We start from the raw sequence: 24,669 nt of genomic DNA, 5'->3' as shown, positions 1-24,669 counted from the left end.
CGGGAGGGTCCGGGTCGGCGTGGTCGACGGGGTCGCAGCGTAGAGGATTCGTGGAGAACGTCACGCGCCGACCTGCACGCACGCACGTCCCGGGCGGTGCACGGGCGCAGGGTGCAGGTCGGCGTGCGCGGCGTCAGCGTCCCAGGACCGCGTACTTCGCCTCGGTGGCGTCCTTCTGCGGCCGCCACCACGCCTCGTTGGCGCGGTACCACTCGATGGTCGCGGCGAGGCCGTCGGCGAAGGTCGTGTACCGCGGCTCCCAGCCGAGCTCGGTGCGCAGCTTCGTCGCGTCGATCGCGTACCGCAGGTCGTGCCCGGGGCGGTCGTTCACGTGGTCGTAGGCGTCCGACGGCTGCCCCATGAGCTCGAGGATGAGCTCGATGACCGTCCTGTTGTCCTTCTCGCCGTCCGCGCCGATGAGGTACGTCTCGCCGAGACGGCCGTCCTCGATGATGCGCCACACGGCGGAGTTGTGGTCCTCGACGTGGATCCAGTCGCGGACGTTCTCGCCCGTGCCGTAGAGCTTGGGGCGCACGCCGTCGACGACGTTCGTGATCTGCCGCGGGATGAACTTCTCGACGTGCTGGTACGGCCCGTAGTTGTTCGAGCAGTTCGAGATCGTCGCGCGCACGCCGAAGCTGCGGGCCCACGCGCGCACCAGCAGGTCGGACGACGCCTTGGTGGAGGAGTACGGGCTCGACGGGTTGTACGGCGTCTCCGGCGTGAACTTCGCCGGGTCGTCGAGCTCCAGGTCGCCGTACACCTCGTCGGTCGACACGTGGTGGTAGCGCACGTCGTACCGGCGCACGGCCTCGAGGAGCTGGTAGGTGCCGATGACGTTGGTCCGCACGAACGGCCAGGGGTCGTGCAGCGAGTTGTCGTTGTGCGACTCCGCGGCGAAGTGCACGACGAGGTCCGCGTCCTTGACGAGCCGGTCGACGATGTCCGGGTCGGCGACGTCGCCCTTCGCGAGCACGACGCGCCCGTCGACCGGGTCGAGGCTGCGCTCGTCGCCGGCGTAGGTCAGGGCGTCCAGCACGGTGACGTGCACGTCGGGCCTCTCGCGCACCGTCTGGTGCACGAAGTTCGAGCCGATGAAGCCGGCTCCGCCGGTGACGAGCATGCGCATGGGGACGGACCTTTCGGGCGGTTCGGGCGGTTCGCCCGGCGGGGGGCGACGCGCCGGAGGAAAGCTCGATCGTACCTGTCCGGTTCGTCCGCGTGTCGGGCGGTGAGGGGCCTTGCGGCCGGTGACAGCATGGCAGGTCTGATGAGATCCACCTGCATGCGCGCGACCCCGTCACCGTCCGCCGGGCGAGCCGGGCGCCGCAGCGTGCCCGCGCGCCGGGCCGTCGCGTGCGCCGCCTCGCTCGCGCTCGTCCTGCTCGCCGCCGCGTGCACGACGGGCCCCCGCGAGGGCGCCGCGCCGACGACCGCGTCCGCGACCGCGTCGACGCCCGGTCCGACGTCGACCGCGACGGCCACCACGCCCGCACCCCAGGCGTCCGCGCAGCCGCCGACGCCCGAGCCGACGCCCGAGCCCGCCCCCGCTCCGGGAGCGGAGCCCCCCGACGGCCGCGGCGCCGTACCCGTCGTCGTCACCTACTCCGGGTGGGACGTGGCCGCGTCGCGCGTCGCGGTCGGCGCCTACGTCGAGGGCCTCGTGGAGAGCGGCGGCACGTGCACGCTCACGCTCACCGGGCCGGGTACGACGCGCACGGCGTCGCAGCCCGCGACGCCCGACGCCGGGTCCACGTCGTGCGGGGAGCTCGCGGCCGGGGCGTCGTCGGGGACGTGGTCGGCGCGCGTGACGTACGAGTCGCCGACAGCCTCGGGGGCGTCGGCGACGGTCGAGGTCGTGGTCCCGTGACCCCGCGTCGTGCCCCGTGGGCCGGTGCGCTGCTGCGCCGGCTGCTGCTCGCCGCCGCTGTCACGCTCGGCGCCGTCGTCGCCGGCGCAGGCGGCGCGACCGCCGCGGACCTGGCGAACTTCCGGCCCGGCAACATCATCAGCGACCAGGTCTTCTTCGCCGGCGACTGGATGGGCGAGGCCGCGGTCCAGCAGTTCCTGGACGAGAAGGGTTCCGGCTGCCGCATCGGCGCGGACGGCGCGGCGTGTCTCAAGGACTACCGGACGACCACGCAGGACCGCGCGCCCGACGACCGGTGCCGCGGCGGCTACGCGGGCCGTGCGGACGAGCGCGCGTCCGCGATCATCGCCAAGGTCGCGCACGGCTGCGGGATCAACGCCCAGGTGCTGCTGGTCACGCTGCAGAAGGAGCAGGGCCTGGTCACGACGACCGGTGCGGCCGCGACCGACGCCCGGTACCGCAAGGCCATGGGTTTCGGCTGCCCCGACACCGCGGCGTGCGACGCGCGGTACTACGGGTTCTTCAACCAGGTGTACCAGGCGGCGTGGCAGTTCAAGAACTACCAGCTCAACCCCACGCGGTACGCCCACCGCGCCGGCATGACGAACAACGTGCGGTTCCACCCGAACGCCGCGTGCGGCTCGTCGCCCGTCCACATCGAGAACCAGGCGACGGCCGGGCTGTACAACTACACGCCCTACCAGCCGAACGGCGCGGCGCTCGCGGCGGGCTACGGCACGGGCGACGCGTGCTCGTCGTACGGCAACCGCAACTTCTGGAACTACTTCACCGACTGGTTCGGCCCCACGCACGGGTACTCCGTGAGCCCCCAGATGACGCAGGAGTGGAACCGGCTCGGCGGGCCCCGTGGCGACCTCGGCGTCCCCGTCGAGCCGCAGCGCTGCGGGCTGAGGCCCGACGGGTGCTCGCAGCGCTTCAGCAACGGCACCATGTACTGGTCACCGTCGACCGGTGCCCGTGCCGCAGGCGGGTTGATCCACGCGCGCTGGGCGTCGTCCGGCGGGCTGTCGGGCTCCGGCATCGGGTACCCCACGACCTCGGTGCTCTCGTGCCCGGCGTCGGGCTGCCTGCAGCGCTTCCAGTCGGGCGCGGTCGCGTGGTCGTCCGCCACCGGCGCGCACCTCGTCGGCGGGCTGCTGTACCAGCGCTGGGCGGCGTCCGGGCTCCTGGACTCCGGCATCGGCTACCCCACGTCGACCGTGCTCGGCTGCGACGGCGGCGTGGGCTGTGCGCAGGCGTTCCAGCGCGGCACGATCGCGTGGTCCTCGGCGACCGGTGCGCACCTGGTCGGGGGGATCCTGCACTCGGCCTGGCAGGCCCGCGGCGGTCCCGCGTCGAGCCTGGGCTACCCGACGTCGACCACGCTGGCGTGCTCCCCGACCCTCGGGTGCCCGCAGTCCTTCCGCAACGGCCTGCTGGTGTGGGCGCAGTCCACCGGCACGCGTGCGGTCCCCGAGCCGCTGGCGTCCGCGTGGACCGCCGCAGGCGGGATCCACGAGGGCATCGGGCTGCCCACGGAGAGCCTCGAGGAGTGCCCGGCCACGGGCTGCCTGCAGCGGTTCGCCCGCGGCGCGATGGCCTGGTCGGGCAGCGGTGACGCGCACCTGATCGGCGGCATCATCTACAGCAGGTGGGTCGCCTCGGGCGGGCTGGACTCGGGCATCGGGTACCCCGTGAGCACCGTGCAGGCCTGCGACGCCGGGACGGGCTGCGTCCAGCGCTTCCAGCGCGGCGCGGTCGCGTGGTCCGGTGCCACCGGGGCGCAGCTCGTCGGCGGGCTGATCTGGGAGCGTTGGCGCGTGTCCGGGGTGGAGAAGGCAGGCATCGGCATGCCGACCTCGACCGTGCTCGGCTGCGGTACGCAGGGCTGCGAGCAGACCTTCCAGCGCGGCTCCGTGGCGTGGAGCCCCGCCACGGGCGCTCACCTGGTCGGCGGCATGATCCACAGCCGGTGGCGCGCGCTCGGCGGCACGTCCTCGCCGCTCGGGTTCCCCACGAGCACCGTGCTCGCCTGCACCGCTCCCGGGTGCACGCAGACGTTCACCGGGGGCGCGGTCGCGTGGACGCCCGCCGCCGGGGCGCACGCGGTGTGGGGTCCCGTGCGCGACGCGTGGGAGGCGGCCGGTGGCGAGTCCCGCCTCGGGCGGCCCGTGACCACGGCGCCGACGTGCACGACGTCGTGCGTGCAGGAGTTCGAGCGCGGCGCGGTCGACTGGACGCAGGCACGCGGCGCCCAGCTCCTGGTCGGGCCGATCTTCGAGCGGTGGCGCAGCTCCGGCGGCACGGACTCCGGCCTGGGGCAGGCCCTCGACTCGTCCGGCACCTGCGACCAGGCGGCCGGCTGCGTGCAGCGCTTCCAGTACGGCGCGATCGCGTCGTCGGTGCACGGCGCGCACCTCGTCGGCGGGCAGATCCACCGCCTGTGGAGCTCGCTCGGGGCCGAGCGTTCGGCCCTGGGCTACCCGCGGACGACGGTGCTGGCCTGCGACGGGGCGGCCGGGTGCACGCAGGAGTTCGACGGGGGCGCGATCCGCTGGACGGCGGCGACCGGCGCCCAGGTGGTGGCAGGACGTCCGTGACATGACGCAGGGGGGACGACCATGAGGCGACGCGACGCGTGGCGCAGGACGATCACGGTGGCGGTCGCGCTGACCGCTGCGCTCGGCGCCGCCGCGGCAGGCCCGGCCGCGGCGGCGGACGACACGCCCCTGCCGGTCGTGACGGACGCGCCCGCCGACGAGCACACGGGTGCAGCGCCGCAGGTCGACGTCGCCGAGCTCGACGTCGTGGCGCCGGCGTCCGACGGCACGCCCCCGGCGGAACCGACGACGCCCGCGCCGGCCCCTGCCGCGGACCCCGGCGGCGTGCCCTCGGCGCCCGGCGCGACGCCGCCCCCGACCACCGGCACGGCCGACGAGCTCGTGCTCCAGGACCCCGCCGGTCCGCGCGTGCTCAGCGCCGTCGTGGAGCCCGACGCGGAGTTCCAGACCGTCGCACTGACGTGGCCCGTCGACGCGGACGTGTCGGACCTCGCGCCGCAGGTGCGCACCCGCACCACGGACGGGTGGAGCGACTGGGTCCCGCTCGAGACCGACGAGTCCGCACCCGACGAGGGGACGGCCGACGCCCGCGCGCAGCGCCGCGGCGGCACGCCGTCGGTGTGGGTGGGTGCGTCCGACGCGGTCCAGATCTCGGTCGCCGCCGTCGCCACCGAGCAGCTCGAGGACGTCCGCCTCGCCGTCGTGGGCTCCGAGGTCGACGAGACCGCCGTGCCCGACGTCGCCGGGGCGACCCGCGGGATGTCCCCGCTCGCCGCTGCGACCCAGGCCCCGGCCGTGGTGTCGCGCGCGCAGTGGGGCGCCCGGGCGCAGGTGTGCACGCCGGACACCGCGCAGCGGGTCTCGGCGGTGGTCGTGCACCACACCGCCGGCTCGAACGCGTACGCCTCGCCGGCCGAGGCCATGGCCCAGATCCGCAACGACCAGCGCTACCACATCGAGAGCCGCGGCTGGTGCGACATCGGGTACAACTTCCTCGTCGACCACTGGGGCAACATCTACGAGGGCCGCGCCGGCAGCCTCACGAGCCCGGTCGTGGGCGTCCACGCGGGCGGGTTCAACACCGGGACCGTCGGCGTCTCCATGCTGGGCACGTTCGGCACGGTCGCGCCGAGCAGCGCCATGCGGGACGCGGTCGCCCGGATCGCCGCGTGGCGGCTGGCGGCCTACGACGTGGACCCCCGGGGCTCGTCCACCTGGACGACGAGCGGCGGCGAGAACTCGCGGTGGCCGGGCGGGGGCGTCGTCCACCTGCCCAACGTCTTCGGCCACCGGGACGTGGCGTTCACCGCCTGCCCGGGCGACCAGGGGTACGCCACCCTCGGTGCCGTGCGCAGCGCCGCCGGCAGCTACTGGGACGCCGCCACCGACTGGCGCGGCGGACCGTCGGTCTCCCCGCAGATGCGTCTGCTGTGGGACCGCACCGGGGGGCCGTCGGGCCCGCTGGGCGTGCCGGTGGCGGGCCAGCGCTGCGGGCTGACACCCGACGGCTGCGTGCAGCAGTTCTCCGGGGCGAGCGTGTACTGGTCCCGCGCCACCGGGGCCCAGGCGGTCGGTGGGCTGGTCCTGGCGCGGTGGCTCTCCTCCGGCGGGCCGGCGGCCGGCATCGGCTACCCGACCTCGACCGTGTTCGGCTGCCCCGCGTCCGGCTGCGTGCAGACGTTCCAGGGCGGCGTCGTGGCGTGGTCGGGCGCCACCGGGGCGCACCTCGTCGGCGGTCTCATCCACGTCCGGTTCGCGGCGGTCGGTGGCGTCAGGGAGCTGGGGTACCCGACGAGCACCGTGCTCGGGTGCGACGCGGTCGCCGGGTGCCGTCAGACCTTCCAGCGGTCGGACATCACCTGGAGCGGTGCGACGGGCGCGCACGCGATCGGCGGGATCATCGGCGCCACGTGGCAGCGTGCCGGCGGTGCGTCCGGGCCCCTGGGCTACCCGTCGTCCACCACGCTCGCGTGCGACCCCACGGCCGGGTGCACGCAGCGCTTCGCCGGCGGTGCGATCTCCTGGACCCAGAAGGGCGGCGCCGTGGCGATGGGCGCCGAGGTCGCCCAGGAGTGGCTCGACCAGGGCGGCGCGCGGACCGTGGGCTACCCGACGGCCACCGTCCTGGGGTGCGGCGCCGCGGTCTGCGAGCAGCCGTTCGGCGGCACGGTCGCCGTGTGGCGTCCCGGGCAGCGGGCCGGCCTCGTCGGGGGCCTGATCCTGCAGCGGTGGCGGGCCGTGGGCGGTGCGTCGACGCTCGGTGTCCCGACGACCAGCGTCCTGGGGTGCGACCCGACGGCGGGGTGCACGCAGTGGTTCACGGACGGGGCCGTCTCGTGGTCGGGCCGCACGGGCGCCCAGGCCGTCCCCGGCGCGACCGCGGGCCGGTGGCGGGAGATCGGGGCCGCGACCGCGACCGGGCACCCCGTGGAGACCCGGACCTCGTGCCCCGCGAGCGGGGCGTGCCTGCAGCGTTTCGAGCGCGCGACGCTCGCCTCCTCGCCGACGACCGGCACCCACTCGGTCGGCGGGATCATCGAGTCCGCGTGGCGCGGCACCGGCGGCGTGACCGGTCCCCTCGGTCTGCCGACCTCGACGGTGCTCGGGTGCGACCCCGGTGCCGGTTGTACGCAGCAGTTCGTCGGGGGCTCCGTCCACTGGTCCGCCGCGACCGGTGCCCGCACCCGGATCGGGAGCTAGGACCCACTGGTCCGTGCGCGTCCGCCCGCTATCATTCCTGCCGGTCCCCATCGCAGCGGGCCGTCCCCGTCACCCGAACCCGCTGGAGAACGCGACGTGAGTATGCCTGCAGACGCCCGGGGAGAGCTCTCGCCGCGGCGGCGATGGGTGATGGCGGTCGCCGTCGGCATCGTGTCCCTCGTCGTGTCGGCCGCGATCGGCATGACCCGCGACATCCCCGGGATCACGGGCGACGAGCCGCACTACCTCCTCATCGCGCAGTCGATCGTCCGTGACGGGGACATCGACCTGACGAACGACTACGCGAGCCCCGAGCGCGTCGCGAACGCGTACCCCGGCTTCACCGAGCTCGACCCGGTGACCCACGCCGGCGTGTACCACGAGGGCGGCCCGGTCTCGCCGATCCACGCGATCGGCCTGCCGCTGCTGCTGACCCCGGCGTACCTGCTGGGCGGCGGCTACGAGCTGGCGCGTGTCGTCGCGCTGCTCATCAGCGCCGTCGCGGCGTCGGCGATGTTCTTCGTCGTCGAGCGGCTCGTGCGCCGCCCGTGGGTCGCGGTCGTGTCCGTGCTCGGCGTGATGCTCGTCGTCCCCAGCGTCGCCTTCGCGCACCAGATCTACCCGGAGGTCCCCGCGGCCGCGCTGCTCGCGACGTCGCTCGCGGTCCTCGTGACCGGCCGGCTCCACACCTGGCGCCTCGTGCTCGCGGCGGCCCTCGCGGCACTCATGCCGTGGATGCACCTGCGGTTCGCGGTCCTGGTCCTCCCGCTGGCCCTGGCGATCCTCCTGCGGGCGCTCGAGCTGCCGGCGCCGGGCGGCGTGCAGGCCGTGCGCGACGCCCTGGTGCGGCACTGGCGCCGCGCGCTGGCCGCCATGGCGCCGCTCGTCGTGTCCGCCGCCGGGATCCTCGCCTACCACCAGGTCCTGTTCGGGTCGATGGCCCCCAACGCCGCGTACCGGCCCGACGTGTTCCCCAGCGAGCTGCCGTTCCAGCCGACGTTCGTGTGGATCTACGGCGTGGGCAGCATCCTCGACGAGCAGCGCGGCATCCTGCCCTACGCCCCCGTCCTCCTCGTCGCGCTCGCCGGCGTCGTCGCCGCCGTCCTGCGGTGGCGCTGGTGGGCCGTCCTCGGGGTCGTGACCTGCGCCGGCTACCTCGCGATCGTCTCCGGCGTGGCACAGGGCGGCGGCTACTGCCCGCCCGGCCGGTGGCTCGCGACCTTCGCGCCCCTCTTCGCGATCCCGCTGGCCGCCGCGCTGACCCACGCGCGCCGCACCTGGTGGTTCGCGGCTCCGCTGCTCGTGCTCTCCCTCGCCGTGTCGGCGCAGCTGCTCGACCGCTACGAGGACCTCTACCCGGTCGCCGGCCAGGAGAGCCAGGTGCTGCCCGTCGCGGAGCGGTTCGGCGAGGTCTGGCCCGACGTCATGGAGCGCCGGGGGCCCGGCTACATCATCGACGGCGCTCGGCTGGCCGTCGGGGGGGCCGGTGAGTCCCGCGCGGACGGTGCCGTCGCGTCGGTGCCGGGCGCCGTCGGCGCGGTCGCCGAGGACGGGCCGCGGCGCGTCATCGCCTCCACGTACCAGGCGGTGTTCCGGGTCACGCTCACGGGGGAGCCGGGGGAGACCGTCGGGCTCGCCCAGCTGCTCGCCGGCGACGACGTGCTCCAGGAGTACCCGCTGACGGTCCCGGAGTCCGGCGCGACGCGGGAGGTGCTCGAGGTCGGCGGCACGGTCGCGGTCGGCGGCCAGGACGTCGTGTCCCGCGTGCTGACCTTCGGCAACGGCGGGGTCGTGGTGCACCGCTCGGCGCTCATGTGGCAGGAGGACGGCGAGCCGGGCCTCCTCGAGCAGCTCAACGACCTCCCGGGCGGGTTCCTCTGGGGCGTCGTGCTCGTGCTGCTCGCGGTCGTGGTGGTCGCCGGCACGCCCGTGCGCCGCGGCCACCGCACGGAGCGGGACGCACCGGGTGACGACGCGGCGAGCGGCCCCGTCCCCGAGCCGACCGAGGGCACGGGCCGGCGGGACGCGGGGCCAGCGAGGTCCGGCACGACGGGATCCACCGACGCGCTCGTGAACACCGGGGCGGACGCGTGAGCGGCCTGCACGAGCTCGAGGTGCGTGCGCTGCGCGCCGTGCAGTCCGCCACGGCCGGCACGGCCGCCCCGAGCATCGCCCGGGGGATGTCGCACGTCGGTGAGCACTCGATCGGTTGGGTCGCGCTCGGTCTGCTCGGCGCCGCCCTCGACCGGCGCCACCGCCGCACCTGGCTCGCCACCGCGGGAGCCGCGTTCGGCGCGCACGCCGCGGCTGTCGTGGTCAAGCGCGTCGTGCGTCGCCGGCGCCCGCGGGCGGACGGCGTCGAGGCCCTCGTGTCGACGCCGTCGGAGCTCAGCTTCCCCAGTGCGCACGCGACGTCGACGACGGCCGCGGCCGTCGTGGCGTCCGGCGTCGTCGGGGCACCTGCGGCCGCGCTGCTGACCGGGTCGATGGCGGCGTCGCGGGTCGTCCTCGGTGTGCACTACCCCACGGACGTCGCCGCCGGGATCGCGCTCGGCGGCGCCGTCGGGCTCGCGGCGCGGGCGTGGGCACGCGGCGGGCGCCCGTGAACGCGCTCGTCCGGGCGGTGCGCCCGCGGCAGTGGACGAAGAACGTCCTGGTCGTCGCCGGGCCGCTCGCCGCCGGCACGCTGGGGCAGCTGCAGGTCGCCGTCGCCGTCGCCGTCGCGTTCGTCGCGTTCTGCCTCGCTGCGTCGGGCGTCTACCTGATCAACGACGTCATCGACCGCGAGAACGACCGCGCCCACCCGGTCAAGCGCGCACGGCCCATCGCGTCGGGCGAGCTGTCCGTGCGGACCGCGCTGGTGGTGGCCGTGTTGCTCCTCGCCGGCTCCCTCCTCGGCGTCCTCGCACTCGGCTACGAGGACCTGGCCGTCGTGCTCGGCACGTACAGCCTGCTGCAGGTCGCGTACTGCCTGTGGCTCAAGCACGAGGCCGTCATCGACCTCGTGGTCGTCTCCTCGGGCTTCCTGCTGCGCGCGCTCGCCGGCGGGGTGGCCGCGGCGGTCGTGCTGTCGCCGTGGTTCCTCCTGGTCGCCGCCTTCGGGTCGCTGTTCATGGTGGCCGGGAAGCGTTACTCCGAGGTCCGCCTCGTGGGGGAGGGCAGCGCGGCGACGCGGCGCACCCTCGAGGAGTACTCGGCGAGCTACCTGCGCTTCGTGTGGGGCATCGCCTCCGCCGGCGCCGTCGTCTTCTACGCCATGTGGGCGTTCGCCCTGGAGCGCGAGCACCCGATCTGGCCGCAGCTCTCGCTGGTGCCCTTCGTCGTCGCCCTGCTGCGCTACGCCGTCGACATCGACAAGGGTGCGGCCGGTGAGCCCGAGTCGGTCGTGCTGGGCGACCGGATCCTGCAGCTCCTCGGCGTCGTGTGGTTCGTGCTCTTCACCATCGGGCTCGTGAGCGGTTGATGTCGCCCCGCGTGCCGGGCCGTGACTCGCCGGTCTGGGTGCTCGTGGGCACGGGCGTGGCCGGTGTCGCCACCTACGTCCTGCTCGTCGCCGTCGGACGGGCGCTCGGCACGGTGCGCTACGGCGACTTCTCGATCTTCTGGACGTTCGTCGTCGTCGTGTCGATCGGAGCGTTCCTCCCCGTCGAGCAGCTCGTCGCGCGCCAGGTCGCGCGGGGCGCGCAGACCGTGCGCCGGCTCCTGACGGCCGGTGTCCGGGCGGCGGGCGTCGTCGGCGCGGTGGTGCTGGCGCTCGTCGCGGTGGGCGTCGCGCTGCGCCCCGCCACGGGCGCGCTCACGACGGCGTGCTCGGTCGTCGTCGTCGCGGCGTTCGCCGTGCAGTTCGCCGGTCGCGGAGTGCTCGCGGGTCGCCGCGACCTGCGGGGCTACGCGGTCGTCCTGGCCGTGGACACGCTCGGGCGCGCCCTCGCCGCGGCGGTCCTCGCCGCGGCCGGTGTGCGGTCCGTGGGGCCCTACCTCGTCGCGGTGACCGCCTCGTGCGCGGCGAGCGCCGTGACGGCGTGGTTCCTGGCCCGCCGGTCGTGCGAGGTCGTCGCCGCGCCGGCCGGACCGCAGCACGGCGGACGCGGCCTCGGGCGGGACCTCGTGTGGCTCGTCGTCGCCGGGACGTGCATGCAGCTGCTGTTCAACAGCCCCGTCCCCGCCGCGGCCGCCGCGGACGCGTTCCCGGGGGTGCTGCTCGCGGTGCTCAGCATCGTGCGCGTCCCCGTGTTCGTCTTCCAGGGGGCGCAGGCCGGGTACGTCGCGCGGATCGCCGGCCTGGCGCTGCGGGGGCCCGCGGCCGAGCTGCGGCGCCTGCTGCTGGTGGTCGGCGGCGCCGCCGTCGCGGTCGGTGCCGCGACCGTCGCCGGCGCCGTGCTCGTCGGGCCGTGGGCCGTCCGCACGGCGTTCGGCCCGGAGTACGACGTGACCCGTACGCTCGTGGTGCTCGCCGCGGCCGGGGTCGCCTGCTACCTGTGCGCCGCAGTGCTCAACGACGTCGCGGTCGCCCTCGGCGCGCACCGGGCGATCGCCGTCGCGTGGCCGCTGGCGGTGGCCGTGGGCGTCACGTCGTACCTGCTCGCGTCCGACCCGCTGCGCGCCGTCACGCTGCCCCTGACACTGGGGGGCGCGACGGCCGCACTCGTCCTCGGACCCGTCGTCCTGGCGAGGGTGCGTCACGCACCCCGACCCGTCACCCAGAGGGAGAAGCACCGTGCCTGAGCCCGTCTACGACGTCGTCGTGGCGCTCAACTACTACGCCCCGTACGTCTCCGGGGTGACCGAGGCGGCGCGGGTCGCCGCCGAGGCGTGGGCCGAGCGCGGCTACAAGGTGCTCGTCGTGGCCGGTCACCACGACCCCGCGACGCCGCGACGCGAGGTGATCAACGGCGTCCGCGTCGTGCGGACCCCCGTCGTGGCGAGGATCGGGAAGGGCATCGTCAGCCCGTCGTTCGTGCCGACGGTCCTGCGCTACGCACGCCGCGCCCGGCTGCTGCACGTGCACGTGCCGATGCTCGAGGCGGGCGCCATCGCCCTCGGCGCGCGCGGTGTGCCGGTCCTGGTCACCTACCACTGCGACGTCACGCTCCCCCCCGGCTGGTTCGGATCGTTCCAGACGTGGGCGCTCGACCGGTCGCACGCGGTCGCGCTGCGTCGTGCGGACGAGGTCGTCGTGACCAGCGAGGACTACGCCCGCTCGAGCCGGCTCTGGCCTGTCATGGCAGGCCGGACGGTTGCGGTGCCGCCGCCGGCGCGGGACCGTACCGGCGGCGCGCCGACGTTCCGTGACGGTGACGGGGTGCACGTCGGGTTCGTGGGCCGCATCGTCGAGGAGAAGGGGCTGGAGTACCTCGTCGACGGGTTCCGGGCGCTCGACGACCCCGACGCGCGACTCCTCGTCGCGGGTGACTTCGCGCGCGTGGCGGGCGGCTCGGTCGTCGAGCGCGTCAGGGAGCGGATCGGTGACGACCCGCGGATCCGCCTGACGGGCTTCCTGCCGGACGAGCAGCTCCCCGACCTGTACGCGAGCCTCGACATCCTCGCGCTGCCGTCGATCAACTCGCTCGAGGCCTTCGGCATCGTGCAGGTCGAGGCGATGATGGCGGGGGTCCCCGCGATCGCCTCGGACCTCCCGGGCGTCCGGATGCCGGTGACGGTCACCGGGTTCGGGCGCGTGGTGCCGCGACGCGACGCCGCCGCGATCACCGCCGCGGTGCGCGAGCTCGCGACGGACCCGCCGGACCGGGCGACGGGCGCGGCGCGCGCCGTCGAACGTTACGGGCTCGACGTCGTCATCGGTGCGCACGTCGACCTCGTGGAGCGTCTGGGTCGCTGACGCGTCCGGGCACGGGCCGCCGGGTCGGGCGGCCCGTGCTCAGCGGGCTCCGCGCGCGAGGATCTCAGCGACCCGCGGGCGTACGACGCAGCAGGCCGTCCCAGGGGCGGCGCGGGCGCGCGGGGGCCGGCGCGGGGGCCGGTGCTCGCGCCTCGAGCTGCTCGCGGAGCGTCCGGAGCTGCTCCTCCTGCTTCTCGATGAGCGACGCCCGCTCCTCGAGGAGCCGGCCGCGGGCCTCCACGAGCTCGCGCGCCTCCTGCAGGTGGGGCTCGAGCTCGCCGAAGTACGAGTCCTTGCTGCGCACGTGGGAGAGCTCGATCGTCATGTCGGCGTCCTGCGGGTCGAACGACACCACGACGAGGCCGTCACCCGAGGCCGACTCACCGATGGTGTGCTCGGCGAGGACGTGCCCGCCGAGCTCGGCGACGCGCGCGAGCGTCTCCTGGTGCGTCGTGACGCGACCCGAGATCGTGTAGTGGTGGGTCGAGATGACCATGAACCGCACGCGACCGGCAGCGACGAGGTCACCGATCTCGGCGAGCAGGTGGCGCTCGAAGCCCTGGATGTCCGCGAGGACGACCGCGACGCGCTCGACGCCCGTCTCCGCCATGAGCGACTCGAGCGTGTAGCCCGGGACGGTCACGACCTCGCCCGAGGACTCGGCGGGGAACGACACGTCGACGCCGGCCCGGTCGGACACCGCGCCGACCACGAACGTCGGCTCGATGCCGTTGAGGGCCATGTTGCGCCGGCCGACCTCCAGGTAACCCGGGTCGGGCTCGAGGTCGACCACCCGGCCGCCCGTGCGCCGCGCGAACCACATCGAGTAGTAGGCCCAGTACGAACCGAGCTCGATCATCACCGGGTCGGGCTCGGTGGCGGCGACGCGCTCGAGGACCTCGTGGAACGCCACCTCCTCCTGCGGCTCGTGGTGCCCGCGCAGGCCCTCGATGATCTGCGTCGTCCATCCGCCCAGGTACGCACCCTCGACGACGAGCAGCCCGTTGTGCATCCGCTGCACCCGCGTGCCGTCCTCGAGGTCGAGGACCTCGCCCGCGCCGTCGACCTTCGGCAGGCGGTCCGTGTCGCGGCAGGCGACCGTCAGCCGTACACGACGCTCGTGGTCGGCCGCGATCTCCTCCGCGGAGGGTCCCGTCTCGGGCATGGTGCTCCTTGCTCTCAGGCGCTCGTCGGCGGCACGTGGGTCACGCGTCGAGGCGTGCGAAGAGGGGCTTCGTCCACACCAGCCCGATGCTGCTGTCGTCGGTGACCGACGCCAGCACCGCCCCCTCCCGCAGCCGGTGCAGCTCGGTGCCCTCCTCCGAGGAGATCGCCGCGTGCACCACGAGGCTGCCGTCCCCGAGCGAGAGCCCCGGCAGCGTGAAGCTGAACGACGACTCCCCGGACAACGTCGGCAGGGGGACACCGAGCAGCTTCGAGTTCGTACCGTACAGCAGCAGGCCCATCGTGTTCTCGATCGCGATGCCGACGAACCCGTTCGTGACGGGGTCGTCCGCCCGCAGGTGGACGCGCACCACGAGGTCGTCGCCCGGACGGACGGTGTCGACGGGGTCGCCGGCGGTGTCGAGCACCTCGATCGCGGTGACCTCGGCGGCAGGCGGCGCCACGGCCGCCGCGGGTGTCGCCTCCGTGACCGTGACGGTCTCGGCGGCCTCGCGCTGGTGCGCGAGCTCGTCCTGGCGGATCTGGTCGTACTCGCTGCGCAACGCGCGCAGGGCGTCGCGCGGCTCGCCGTCGGCGATGATCGAGCCGTGGTCGAGCACGACCGCCCGGTCGCAGATCTCGAGCACCTGGTCGAGGGAGTGCGTCACCAGCACGATCGTGCGCCCGTCGTGCTGGAACCCGCGGATGCGGTCCATGCACTTGCGCTGGAACGGCTCGTCGCCGACCGCGAGCACCTCGTCGACGAGCAGGATGTCCGGGTCGACGTGCACGGCGACGGCGAACGCCAGCCGCACGTACATGCCCGACGAGTAGAACTTGACCTGGGTGTCGATGAACCGCTCGATGCCGGAGAAGTCGACGATCGCGTCGAAGTGCTTGTCGGTCTGCTCGCGTGACAGGCCGAGGATCGCGGCGTTGAGGTAGACGTTCTCGCGGCCCGTCAGGTCCGGGTGGAAACCCGCGCCGAGCTCGAGCAGCGCCGCGAGCCGGCCGCGCAGCCGCACCTCGCCCGAGGTCGGCTGGATGATGCCACCGACCGTCTTGAGCAGCGTCGACTTGCCGGACCCGTTGGGGCCGATGAGCCCGACGGTCGTGCCGGCCTCGATCTGCAGGTCGATGTCGCGCAGCGCCCAGAAGTCCTCCTTGTGGAGGTTGGAGCGCCGGAGGTTCACGAGCCGCTCCTTGAGCGACTTCTCCTTGCGGATGACGAACCGCTTGGAGACGTTCTCGATCTCGACGACGTGGGGGGCGCCCATCACAGCTCCTGCGCGAAGTTGCTCTGCAGGCGCGCGAAGGTGCGCTGCGCCAGCCAGAGCAGGACGAGGCCGACCGCCAGCGCGATGCCCAGCCGGCCGGCGAGGTCGGGGAGGGAGCGCATCTGGTCGCCGGCGACCCAGAATGCCTCCTGGAACCCGATGACGGCCAGCGTCATCGGGTTGCCGAAGTACAGGGTGTCCAGGACGGTCCCGGCGATCTTGTCGGACACCATGGTCCACGAGTAGACGATCGGCGACGCCCAGAACAGGACCATGAGGCTGATCTCGACCAGGTACTGCACGTCGCGCAGGTAGACGTTCGCCGCCGACAGCGCGAGCGCGAGGGCCGTGCCGTAGACGACGACCACCGCCAGCGCGAGGACGGCGTACAGCCAGCGCGACCCGAGCGGGAACTCGCCCAGCACGACCGCGGCGAGCACGAGGATGCCGAGCTGGATCGCGAAGTTCACGAACGCCGAGCCGATCGAGGCCAGGGGGAAGATCTCGCGCGGCAGGTAGACCTTCTTCACCAGGCCGGAGTTCGCGATGATCGACCCGGTCCCGGTCTGCACCATCTCGGAGAACAGCGACCACGCCGTGAGCCCGGTGAACACGAAGATCGCGAACGACGGGATGCTCTCGGCAGCCCGCAGGAACTTGCCGATGGCGACGTAGTAGACCACTAGCAGCGTCAGCGGACGCATGAGGCTCCAGAAGAACCCGAGCACGCTGTCCTTGTAGCGGGCCTTCAGCTCGCGACGCACGAGCATGCCGAGCAGCTCGCGGTGGGCGACGATCTCGCGGACGGACGCCCGGGTGCCCTGCAGGAAGCCCGGCTTGGGGCCGGCCAGGCGCATCGGCTCCAGCGCGAGCTGGGCCCGGCGGTCGGTGCTAGTCGTGCTCATGGATCCCCTCGTCGAGGCTCTCGGTGGTACGGCCTCGTCGCGAGCTCGCTGACGGGGAGTCTACGCCGTCCGGGTCGTGCGGCCCGGTGGCGCGGCGGACGAGGGCGTCCCACAGCTCGTCCGCGAAGGCGCCCCACGTGCGGGTGGTGGGTGCGGGAGAACGGTACGTCAGGTCGCCGGGAGCGTGCCCGCGCACGAGCGGACGCAGCAGCCCGACCAGTGCCGTCGAGTCGTCCGGGTCCGCGACCGGCGAGTCCCGTCCGGGGGACGGGGAGCGTCCGTGCGCGCCGGCCACCACGGGTGTGCCGAGCGCTCGGGCGATCGCCGTGTGGTAGCCCAGCGGGTCGTGCTGCGGCACGTCGACCAGGCAGCAGGCGGACCGCAGCAGCGCGGCGGTGCCGCCCAGGTCGAGGCCGCGGCGCACGCCGACGGGCAGGCCGGCCTCCTGCAGGCGCGTCACCTGCCGGGCGAGGGCCTCCGACGTGGGCCGGTCGTCACCGAGCATGAGGAGCTGGAAGGCCACGCCCTCGTTCCACAGCGTGTTGGCTGCGCGCAGCACGGCGAGCTGGTTGCCCCGCGGGCCGAGCCCGCCCGTCGAGACCACGAGGGGCAGGGGGGCGGCGTCCCAGGACGCGACCTGCGTGTCGTCGACCTCCGGCGCCTCGTCGGGCAGGGGGACCGTGGTCAGGCGCGGTCCGGGCAGCTCGAGGGTGCGGACCATCTCGAGCCAGCCCTCGTACTGCTCGCGCGCGGTGGCCGACACGGCGGCGACGACGTCGACGTGGCGCAGTGCGCTCAGGCCCGCGGCCGCGGCGGCGGCCTCACCGGGCGTCCGGTCGTTCGCGACGATCGCCGGCTCCCCCCAGCCGACCGCTCCGGTCGCACCGCGCGCCCACGTCGCCAGCGCGTGCACGCGGGACGCCGTGGCCTGCTGCGTCGGGGGACGCAGGACGACCAGCGTGCTGCGCCACGGCACGACGCTCGTGCGCTCCTCGACCGGGTCGTCGTCCCTCGCGGCCGTGACGCCGCCCGCGGGGGCGGGCAGCAGGCGGCGGCCGTCGGCCGACCACCGCACGTGCTGCGCGTCGCGGTCGGCCCACGCGGACACGAGCTGCTCCACGACCAGGGGCGCCCCGAGCTCGTCGACCGCCGACCGCGTGGGGCTGACGTCCAGCAGCACGCCACGCGGGGCGAGGACGACGTCGAGGTCGGGCACGACGCGCCCGACGACCGTCCGCAGCACGGCCTCGGGTCCGTCCGCGCGCAGCAGCCGCACGGCCGAGAGCACCTCGGGCTGCGTCGGCAGCACGCCGCGCAGCACGGCGAGGGTGCACCAGACGTCGGACGCGTCCCCGCGCGCGAGACGGCGCGTGAGCGCGCCCTCCGCGTCGTCGGCGGGCACCGGCTCCTCGAGCGCCGTCAGCACCAGCGTGAGCCGGGACCTCAGGGCCTCGGTGCGCGCAGCGGCGTCCCCGTCAGCGTGCCGCAGACGTCGCACGTCCGCTCCTCTCGGCGATGACGTCGTCCCAGAGCTGGGCGGCGTAGTCGTCCCACGAGCGGGCGCGGCGCGCGAGCGCCGCCTGCCGCAGCCCGGAGACCAGGTCGTCGTCGGTCAGCAGGCGGCGCATCGCGTCGACCAGCGCGTCGTCGTCGCGGGGGTCCACCGTGACGCAGCCGCCGTCCGCGGCGATCTCCGCCATCGAGCCGTACCGCGTCGTGAGCACGGGCGTGCCGGACGCGAGCGACTCCGCGACGGGCAGGCCGAAGCCCTCGTGGAGCGACGGGAACGCCGAGAACCGCGCGGTGCGGTACGCCTCCGACAGCCCGGCGTCGCTGACGCCCGCGCGCATCGAGACGCGGCGGTGCCGTGCGCGCAGCGTGTCGACGCGCTCCCGCAGCTCGTCGGAGCCCCAGCCGGCGCGCCCCACGAGCTGCAGCTCGAAGTCCAGGCCCTCGCGCCACAGCGTCTCGGACGCCGCGACGAGCGCCAGGTGGTTCTTGTGCATCTCCTGGCTGCCGATGGCCACGACGAGCGGCACGGTGCGCGGCGGCGGCTGCGTGGCCTCGGTCGCCATCGGCGGCTCGGCGGGCAGGGAGACCTCGACGACCTCCGGGGCGCGTCGGCCGGTCGCGCGGACCATGCGCGCGGCACCCGCGAACTCCTGCGTCGCGGCGCGGCTGATGCCGGCGATCCGCTCGGCGCGTCCGAGGACCGTGAGGTACGACACGAAGTTGTCGGGCTCGGCCGGCGGGCGCAGCTCCGCGCTCAGCAGCGGGATCGTGTCGTACCCGATGGCGCACAGGCGCGAGCCGGAGAACTCGGCCAGGCAGTCGAGCGGCTCGCACATGCCGGGGAGCACGACCTCCATGAGCATCACGGTCGCCTGCCACGGCACGACCAGCCGGAACGCGCCGCGCGGCCGGTCCACCTTGTCGAGGTGCGCCTGGTCGTTCCACCGCATGACCCGGTCCACCTCGACGGGCTCGAGCGTGCGCATCGACCACGACTCGTCCGTCCACGCCACCGGCACGACGTCGTGCTCGCGGGCGAGCCGCGGCACCGTCTCGCGCGTGACGCGCTGGATGCCGGTGTGGTGGTCGGCGCGCGCGCAGTAGTCGACCGAGAGCATGACCCCGCCGTGCACGACGTCGAGCTCGTACGCCGGTGTGCCGCGTGTGCGGGCGGCGTCGGCGGTCGTGCGCAGCAGGCGCACCGTGGTCTCGTCCGGGTCGCTGCCGCGCACGTCGTGCACGAAGGCCAGGAGCTCGTCGCGGCTCGGGTAGCACGACGCGACGGCCGCGAGCAGCAGCCACGCGCGCGCCGTGTCCGGCACACGCGCGAGGTGCCGGACCATGGCGTCGAGCAGGCAGCCGGCGTCGGCGGCGGGGTCGTCGACGGGCGCCGGCTCGGCACCCAGGACGTGGCGGGCGACGGCGCGCAGGCGCTGGCGCAGGGCGCGGACGTGCGTCGCGTCGGGGGAGGTCACCTCAGCGCCCCCGGACGCGGCGGACCGCTGCGGTCCCCGAGACCGCGCGCAGCGGCGCCGTCACCCGCCACGACAGCGTCGAGCGGACCTTGTGCAGCTCGTGCGCGAGCTCGGCGATCGTGCGGGCGCTGTCGTCGGGGCCGGCCGCGGCGGGTGCGGCACCGGGCCAGCCGGCCAGGGCCGTCGCGCGCCACCGCATGAGGGCGGTCACCGCCTCGTCGCGCTCGGCGCGCAGGTCGCGCTCGACGGCACGCTCGTAGCCGTCGGCGCGCACGCTCGGCGGGCTCGACAGCGTGGCGGCGAGATCGGTGCGCCCGTCGGCGACCAGGACGTGCGACGAGCCGACGGCCTGGACGGCCGCGAAGCCGTCGACCGGGTCGGGGGACGTGCCGTGCGGCACGCCGGTGAGCACGACGACGGCGGGTGCCGCCCCGGCCCCGAGCACGCGCGCGAGGACGGCGCGGTCGGCGACGACGAGGTCCACGCCGCCGGCCGCGCCCAGGGCCTCCTCGACGTCGGTCACGACGACGTCCCGCGGGCGCTGCGCGCGCAGGGCCACGGCGGTCGCGTCGGTCGCGGCCAGCACGACGCCCGACCAGCCGGCGTCGTGGAAGGCGCGCGTCACCGAGGGGGAGTCGGGGGACGGGGCGCTCGCGTCGAGGTACCGGCCGGGGGCCTGCCGACCGAGGGCCCGCCACAGGACCACGTCCTCGGCGTCCGCAGCGAAAGAGACGAATCGAGGGGAGGGCACCGCGACATCATAGGAGACGACAGCGGCGCTAGGATCGCCGGGTCCCACTGTCGCCCACGCTCCGAGGAATCATGCCCCGCGCACTCATCACCGGCATCACCGGCCAGGACGGTCTGTACCTCTCCGAGCTCCTGCTCTCCAAGGGGTACGAGGTCTACGGCCTGATCCGGGGCCAGAACAACCCGAAGTTCGACCTGGTGCGCGAGACGGTCCCCGGCGTGCAGCTCGTCACGGGCGACCTGACCGACATGTCGAGCCTCATCCGCGCGCTGGAGCAGGCGCAGCCCGACGAGGTCTACAACCTGGGCGCGATCTCGTTCGTCGCGTACTCGTGGGAGAACGCGCTGCTGACCTCGGAGGTCACCGGCAAGGGCGTGCTCAACCTGCTCGAGGCCGTGCGCCTGTACGCGCACGACGACCTGTCGAAGGTGCGCTTCTACCAGGCGTCCTCGTCCGAGATGTTCGGCAAGGTGCAGGAGGTGCCGCAGCGCGAGTCCACGCTGCTGTGGCCGCGCTCGCCCTACGGCGTCGCCAAGGTCTTCGGCCACTACATGACGATCAACTACCGCGAGTCGTACGGCATGCACGCCTCGTCGGGCATCCTGTTCAACCACGAGTCGCCCCGCCGCGGCCCGGAGTTCGTCACGCGCAAGGTCTCGCAGGCCGTGGCGCGCATCTCCCTGGGCCTGCAGGAGCACATCACGCTCGGCAACCTCGACGCCAAGCGTGACTGGGGCTTCGCCGGCGACTACGTCGAGGCGATGTGGCGCATGCTCCAGCAGGACGACGCCGACGACTACGTGGTCGCCACGGGCGAGACCCACTCGATCCGCGAGCTGCTCGACGTCGCGTTCCGCCGCGTCGGCATCGACGAGTGGGCGCACCTCGTCAAGCAGGACCCCCGTTTCATGCGCCCCGCCGAGGTCGACCTGCTCATCGGTGACCCGGCCAAGGCTCACGAGCAGCTCGGCTGGAAGCCGCAGGTCGGCTTCGAGCAGCTCGTCGAGATGATGGTCGACCACGACGTCGCCGAGCAGCGCGAGCTCGCGCGCCTGTGAGCGACGTCCGGACCGCCCTGGTCACCGGCGTCACCGGGCAGGACGGGACGCTCCTCGCGCGCCGGCTGGTCGCGGAGGGCGTGCAGGTCCACGGCCTGGCGCACTCCGCGGCCGACCGCGACGCCTGGGCCGGCCCCGCCGGCGTGCAGGTGCACGTCGGCGACCTCACCGACACCGCCGGCGTCGAGCAGCTCGTGCGCGACGTCGCCCCCGACGAGGTCTACAACCTCGCGGGCATCAGCTCCGTGGCCTTCTCGTGGGAGCACCCCGTGCTCACCGGTGCCGTCACGGGTCTGGGTGCCGTCGGCGTCTTCGAGGCGGCGCGCCGCCTGCAGGAGTCCTCGGGACGGCGGGTGCGGGTCGTCCAGGCGTCGAGTGCCGAGATCTTCGGTGTGCCGGACCAGGCGCCGCAGGACGAGTCGACGCCCGTGCGCCCCGTCTCGCCGTACGGCGCCGCCAAGGCGTACGCGCACCAGATGGCCGCCGTCTACCGCAGCCGTGACCTGCACGTGGCGACCTGCGTGCTCTACAACCACGAGTCCCCGCTGCGGCCGCAGGCCTTCGTGACGCGCAAGATCACGGCCGCGGCCGCCCGCATCGCGGCGGCCGGGACCGGGACGCTCGCGCTCGGCAGCACGGACGTGCGCCGCGACTGGGGCTGGGCGGAGGACTACGTGGACGCGCTCGTGCGGGCCGTCCGGCACGGCGTGGCCGACGACTTCGTCGTGGCCACCGGACGCACGCACTCGGTCGCCGAGTTCGTCGCCGCCGCGTTCGCGCGCGTCGGCATCGAGGACTGGCAGCAGCACGTCGTCACCGACCCGCGCTTCGTGCGGCCCGTCGACCCGGGCGAGGTCGTCGGGGACGCGACGAAGGCGCGCGAGGTGCTCGGCTGGGCCCCCACCGTCGAGTTCGAGGAGGTCGTCGGGCGCATGGTCGACCACGACGTCGCACTGGTCCGGGAGGGCGCATGAGCGCCCCGACCCCGCCGCCCGTCGTGCCCGGGATGGTCTCGGTCGTCCTGGTGAACTACCGGGGCACCGACGACACGCTCGTGTGCGCCCGGTCGCTGGCCGAGCAGGACTGGCCCGCCGAGCGGCTCGAGGTCATCGTCGTCGAGAACCACTCCGGCGACGGCTCCGCCGAGCGGCTGCGCGCCGGGCTGCCCGACGCGCGCGTCGTCGAGGCCGGCGCCAACCTCGGCTTCGCCGGAGGCTGCAACCTCGGCGTCGCGCACGCGCGCGGCGAGTACGTGGCCTTCCTCAACAACGACGCGCGTGCCGACACCTCCTGGGTGTCGGCGGCCGTCGCCGCGCTCGAGGCCGACCGTGAGGTCGCCTGCGTCGCGTCGAAGGTGCTCGACTGGGACGGGAAGCTGGTCGACTTCGTCGACGGCTCGCTGACCTGGTACGGCATGGGGTACAAGCGTGAGGTCGAGAAGCCCGACTCGCCCGCGTACGACGAGCCGAAGGACGTGCTGTTCGGCACGGGCGCGGCGATGTTCGTGCGCACCGAGGTGTTCCGCGCGGTCGGCGGCTTCGACGAGCGGTTCTTCATGTTCTACGAGGACGTCGACCTCGGCTGGCGCCTCAACATGCTGGGTCACCGCGTGCGGTACGTGCCGGGCTCGCTGGCGTTCCACAAGCACCACGCGTCCATGAAGAAGCACGGCAACTTCCGCGAGAGCTACCTGCTCGAGCGCAACGCGCTGATGTCGATGGTGAAGAACTACGACGACGAGACGCTCGCGCGGACGCTGCCCGCGGCGCTCGCGCTCGCGGTGCGCCGCTCGTTCGAGCGGGGCGGGGTGGACACCGCCCAGCTCGACCTGCAGCGCTCGCCGGGCGGCGACGAGGTCGGCACGCTCGATGTGCCGAAGTCGACGATGGCCGGTCTCATGGCGGTCGACGGCGTGCTGGAGCACCTTCCCTCGCTGCTCGAGACGCGCCGTGAGCTGCAGACGCGGCGCCGGCGCGGCGACCGCGAGCTGTTCGGGCTGTTCCGGCAGGCGATCGAGCCCGCCTACGGCCTGCCCGGGTACCTCGCGACCCACGACCTGCTGGTCGACGCGCTCGGCATCGAGCAGCACTTCCGCTCGCGCCAGCGCGTGCTCGTCGTGACGGGCGAGCCGCTCGCCGAGCGCATGGCCGGTCCCGCGATCCGCGCGTGGGAGATCGCCCGTGCGCTGCACCGGGACCACGACGTCGTGCTGGCCTCCACCGGCGGGGTCATGCGCTCCGACGCACCGTTCCGGCTCGAGCACGCGTCGGGCGGCAAGGCGCTGCGCGCGCTGACCGACTGGGCGGACGTCATCGTCTTCCAGGGCTTCCTGATCGAGGCCGCGCCGTGGCTCATCGACAGCGCGAAGATCCTGGTGGCGGACGTCTACGACCCGATGCACCTCGAGCAGCTGGAGCAGGCGCGGGACCTCGGCGAGGACGGTCGCCGGCGCGCGGTCTCCGACATCACGCAGGTGCTCAACACCCAGCTCCAGCGTGCGGACTACCTGCTGTGCGCGTCGGCCAAGCAGCGTGACTTCTGGCTGGGCCAGCTCGCCGGCCAGGGGCGTGTGAACCCGCTGGTGTACGACGCGGACGAGTCCCTGCGCTCGCTCATCGACGTCGTGCCGTTCGGCGTCGAGGACGCCCCGCCCGTGCAGCGCCGCCACGCGATCCGTGGCGCCGTCGACGGGATCGGCCCGGACGACAAGGTCGTGCTGTGGGGCGGCGGCATCTACAACTGGTTCGACCCGCTGACGCTCATCCGGGCGATCGACGTCCTGCGTCGTGAGCACCCGGACGTGCGGCTGTTCTTCCTCGGCCTCAAGCACCCCAACCCCGGCGTGCCCGACATGCGCATCGCCTGGGAGACGCGGCAGCTCGCGGACTCCCTCGGGCTGACCGGGACCCACGTCTTCTTCAACGAGGGCTGGGTGCCGTACGACGAGCGGGCGGACTACCTGCTCGACGCGGACGTGGGCGTGTCGACGCACTTCCACCACATCGAGACCGAGTTCAGCTTCCGCACCCGGATCCTCGACTACCTGTGGGCGTCGCTGCCGATCGTGGCGACCGCAGGGGACACGTTCGAGCCGATCATCCGTGACAACGGCCTCGGCCGCGTCGTGCCGCCCGAGGACGTCGACGCGCTCGCCGCGGCGCTGGGGGAGATGCTCTACGACGACGAGGCCGCCGCGCGGGCACGCACCGCCGTGGGCGAGTTCGCCGACACCATGCGCTGGGCACGCACGCTGCGACCGCTCGTGGAGTTCGTGCGCGATGCGCGCCGGGCGCCCGACCTCGCGGTCGTCCGCTCGGTCACGCCGCCGCAGCGGCGGCGCACCGACCGCCCGCGTCCCACCGTGCGCCAGGACCTCGCGCTCGCGCGCGACTACCTGCGCGCGGGCGGCGTGCGCGAGGTGACCCGCCGGGCCACCGGCCGGCTGCGGCGCGTCGTCGGGGGAGCGCCCCCGGCCGAGTGACGACCACGCGGACGACGACGCAGGGCCCCGACGGCGACGTCGGGGCCCTGCGTCGTCCGGGACCGTGCCGGGCCGC

General features: G+C 74.3%; 18 protein-coding genes. 11 read left to right on the top strand and 7 right to left on the bottom strand.

Annotated elements, in window-relative coordinates:
• Positions 1–133: 133 nt before the first annotated feature.
• A complete protein-coding gene (gene rfbB / locus CFLA_RS12050) occupies positions 134–1,129 on the bottom strand; it encodes a dTDP-glucose 4,6-dehydratase (RefSeq protein WP_013117606.1) in 996 nt (331 codons plus the stop codon).
• A 156-nt stretch (positions 1,130–1,285) separates the two neighbouring features.
• On the opposite strand from rfbB, the gene CFLA_RS19095 reads away from it, so the two are divergent.
• From CFLA_RS19095 to CFLA_RS12010, 8 genes are all read left to right on the top strand, one after another.
• Positions 1,286–1,870, top strand: a complete 585-nt coding sequence (locus CFLA_RS19095) for a hypothetical protein (protein ID WP_013117605.1) — start codon at positions 1,286–1,288, stop codon at positions 1,868–1,870.
• Complete coding sequence (locus CFLA_RS19090; protein ID WP_013117604.1) at positions 1,867–4,470, top strand: LGFP repeat-containing protein; 2,604 nt, start codon at positions 1,867–1,869, stop codon at positions 4,468–4,470. Before CFLA_RS19095 ends, CFLA_RS19090 begins: the two co-directional genes overlap by 4 nt.
• Before the next feature lie 21 nt (positions 4,471–4,491).
• On the top strand, positions 4,492–7,131 hold the full coding sequence (locus CFLA_RS19085; protein WP_013117603.1) for an N-acetylmuramoyl-L-alanine amidase: 2,640 nt from the start codon (positions 4,492–4,494) through the stop codon (positions 7,129–7,131).
• 96 nt (positions 7,132–7,227) lie between these two features.
• Positions 7,228–9,225 (top strand): hypothetical protein, encoded by a 1,998-nt coding sequence (locus tag CFLA_RS12030; RefSeq protein WP_148234352.1) that lies wholly within the window; start codon positions 7,228–7,230, stop codon positions 9,223–9,225.
• Positions 9,222–9,737: a phosphatase PAP2 family protein gene (locus CFLA_RS12025; protein ID WP_013117601.1), complete on the top strand. Its 516-nt coding sequence runs from the start codon at positions 9,222–9,224 to the stop codon at positions 9,735–9,737. Before CFLA_RS12030 ends, CFLA_RS12025 begins: the two co-directional genes overlap by 4 nt.
• Positions 9,734–10,594 (top strand): decaprenyl-phosphate phosphoribosyltransferase, encoded by an 861-nt coding sequence (locus CFLA_RS12020; protein ID WP_245530242.1) that lies wholly within the window; start codon positions 9,734–9,736, stop codon positions 10,592–10,594. The genes CFLA_RS12025 and CFLA_RS12020 overlap by 4 nt, the downstream gene beginning before the upstream one ends.
• Positions 10,594–11,856 (top strand): polysaccharide biosynthesis protein, encoded by a 1,263-nt coding sequence (locus tag CFLA_RS12015; RefSeq protein ID WP_013117599.1) that lies wholly within the window; start codon positions 10,594–10,596, stop codon positions 11,854–11,856. The genes CFLA_RS12020 and CFLA_RS12015 overlap by 1 nt, the downstream gene beginning before the upstream one ends.
• Positions 11,849–12,970: a glycosyltransferase family 4 protein gene (locus CFLA_RS12010; protein ID WP_013117598.1), complete on the top strand. Its 1,122-nt coding sequence runs from the start codon at positions 11,849–11,851 to the stop codon at positions 12,968–12,970. Before CFLA_RS12015 ends, CFLA_RS12010 begins: the two co-directional genes overlap by 8 nt.
• Before the next feature lie 64 nt (positions 12,971–13,034).
• Here CFLA_RS12010 and CFLA_RS12005 read toward each other — a convergent pair whose 3' ends face one another.
• From CFLA_RS12005 to CFLA_RS11980, 6 genes are read right to left on the bottom strand one after another with little or no spacing between them, the layout of a single operon-like run.
• On the bottom strand, positions 13,035–14,135 hold the full coding sequence (locus tag CFLA_RS12005; protein ID WP_013117597.1) for an FkbM family methyltransferase: 1,101 nt from the start codon (positions 14,133–14,135) through the stop codon (positions 13,035–13,037).
• A gap of 40 nt (positions 14,136–14,175) precedes the next feature.
• Entirely contained in the window at positions 14,176–15,411 is a 1,236-nt protein-coding gene (locus CFLA_RS12000; RefSeq protein WP_013117596.1) for an ABC transporter ATP-binding protein, read from the bottom strand.
• Complete coding sequence (locus CFLA_RS11995) at positions 15,411–16,316, bottom strand: ABC transporter permease (RefSeq protein WP_013117595.1); 906 nt, start codon at positions 16,314–16,316, stop codon at positions 15,411–15,413. The genes CFLA_RS12000 and CFLA_RS11995 overlap by 1 nt, the downstream gene beginning before the upstream one ends.
• Positions 16,303–17,814, bottom strand: a complete 1,512-nt coding sequence (locus CFLA_RS11990; protein WP_013117594.1) for a glycosyltransferase family protein — start codon at positions 17,812–17,814, stop codon at positions 16,303–16,305. Before CFLA_RS11990 ends, CFLA_RS11995 begins: the two co-directional genes overlap by 14 nt.
• Positions 17,792–19,303 (bottom strand): glycosyltransferase family 4 protein, encoded by a 1,512-nt coding sequence (locus CFLA_RS11985; RefSeq protein ID WP_013117593.1) that lies wholly within the window; start codon positions 19,301–19,303, stop codon positions 17,792–17,794. The genes CFLA_RS11990 and CFLA_RS11985 overlap by 23 nt, the downstream gene beginning before the upstream one ends.
• A 1-nt stretch (position 19,304) precedes the next feature.
• The gene (locus tag CFLA_RS11980; protein ID WP_013117592.1) at positions 19,305–20,054 is read right to left on the bottom strand and encodes a hypothetical protein; all 750 of its coding nucleotides are present in this window, start codon (positions 20,052–20,054) and stop codon (positions 19,305–19,307) included.
• A 71-nt stretch (positions 20,055–20,125) separates the two neighbouring features.
• Here CFLA_RS11980 and CFLA_RS11975 point away from each other — a divergent pair, with 71 nt between their 5' ends.
• Genes CFLA_RS11975 through CFLA_RS11965 form a run of 3 tightly spaced genes read left to right on the top strand, consistent with a single transcriptional unit; the run spans position 20,126 to position 24,593 of the window.
• The gene (locus CFLA_RS11975; RefSeq protein WP_013117591.1) at positions 20,126–21,112 is read left to right on the top strand and encodes a GDP-mannose 4,6-dehydratase; all 987 of its coding nucleotides are present in this window, start codon (positions 20,126–20,128) and stop codon (positions 21,110–21,112) included.
• Positions 21,109–22,086 (top strand): GDP-mannose 4,6-dehydratase, encoded by a 978-nt coding sequence (locus tag CFLA_RS11970; RefSeq protein WP_013117590.1) that lies wholly within the window; start codon positions 21,109–21,111, stop codon positions 22,084–22,086. The genes CFLA_RS11975 and CFLA_RS11970 overlap by 4 nt, the downstream gene beginning before the upstream one ends.
• Positions 22,083–24,593: a glycosyltransferase gene (locus tag CFLA_RS11965; RefSeq protein ID WP_013117589.1), complete on the top strand. Its 2,511-nt coding sequence runs from the start codon at positions 22,083–22,085 to the stop codon at positions 24,591–24,593. Before CFLA_RS11970 ends, CFLA_RS11965 begins: the two co-directional genes overlap by 4 nt.
• Positions 24,594–24,669: the final 76 nt, after the last annotated feature.

Source organism: Cellulomonas flavigena DSM 20109, from assembly GCF_000092865.1.
GTDB lineage: Bacteria > Actinomycetota > Actinomycetes > Actinomycetales > Cellulomonadaceae > Cellulomonas > Cellulomonas flavigena.
This window is presented reverse-complemented; position numbering and strand designations above follow the sequence as displayed.

Excerpts from the sequence above, each read along its gene's own strand:
- rfbB (WP_013117606.1), bottom strand. The coding sequence starts at position 1,129 with ATGCGCATGCTCGTCACCGGCGGAGCCGGCTTCATCGGCTCGAACTTC.
- CFLA_RS19095 (WP_013117605.1), top strand. The coding sequence starts at position 1,286 with ATGCGCGCGACCCCGTCACCGTCCGCCGGGCGAGCCGGGCGCCGCAGC.
- CFLA_RS19085 (WP_013117603.1), top strand. The coding sequence starts at position 4,492 with ATGAGGCGACGCGACGCGTGGCGCAGGACGATCACGGTGGCGGTCGCG.
- CFLA_RS12015 (WP_013117599.1), top strand. The coding sequence starts at position 10,594 with ATGTCGCCCCGCGTGCCGGGCCGTGACTCGCCGGTCTGGGTGCTCGTG.
- CFLA_RS12005 (WP_013117597.1), bottom strand. The coding sequence starts at position 14,135 with ATGCCCGAGACGGGACCCTCCGCGGAGGAGATCGCGGCCGACCACGAG.
- CFLA_RS12000 (WP_013117596.1), bottom strand. The coding sequence starts at position 15,411 with ATGGGCGCCCCCCACGTCGTCGAGATCGAGAACGTCTCCAAGCGGTTC.
- CFLA_RS11995 (WP_013117595.1), bottom strand. The coding sequence starts at position 16,316 with ATGAGCACGACTAGCACCGACCGCCGGGCCCAGCTCGCGCTGGAGCCG.
- CFLA_RS11975 (WP_013117591.1), top strand. The coding sequence starts at position 20,126 with ATGCCCCGCGCACTCATCACCGGCATCACCGGCCAGGACGGTCTGTAC.
- CFLA_RS11965 (WP_013117589.1), top strand. The coding sequence starts at position 22,083 with ATGAGCGCCCCGACCCCGCCGCCCGTCGTGCCCGGGATGGTCTCGGTC.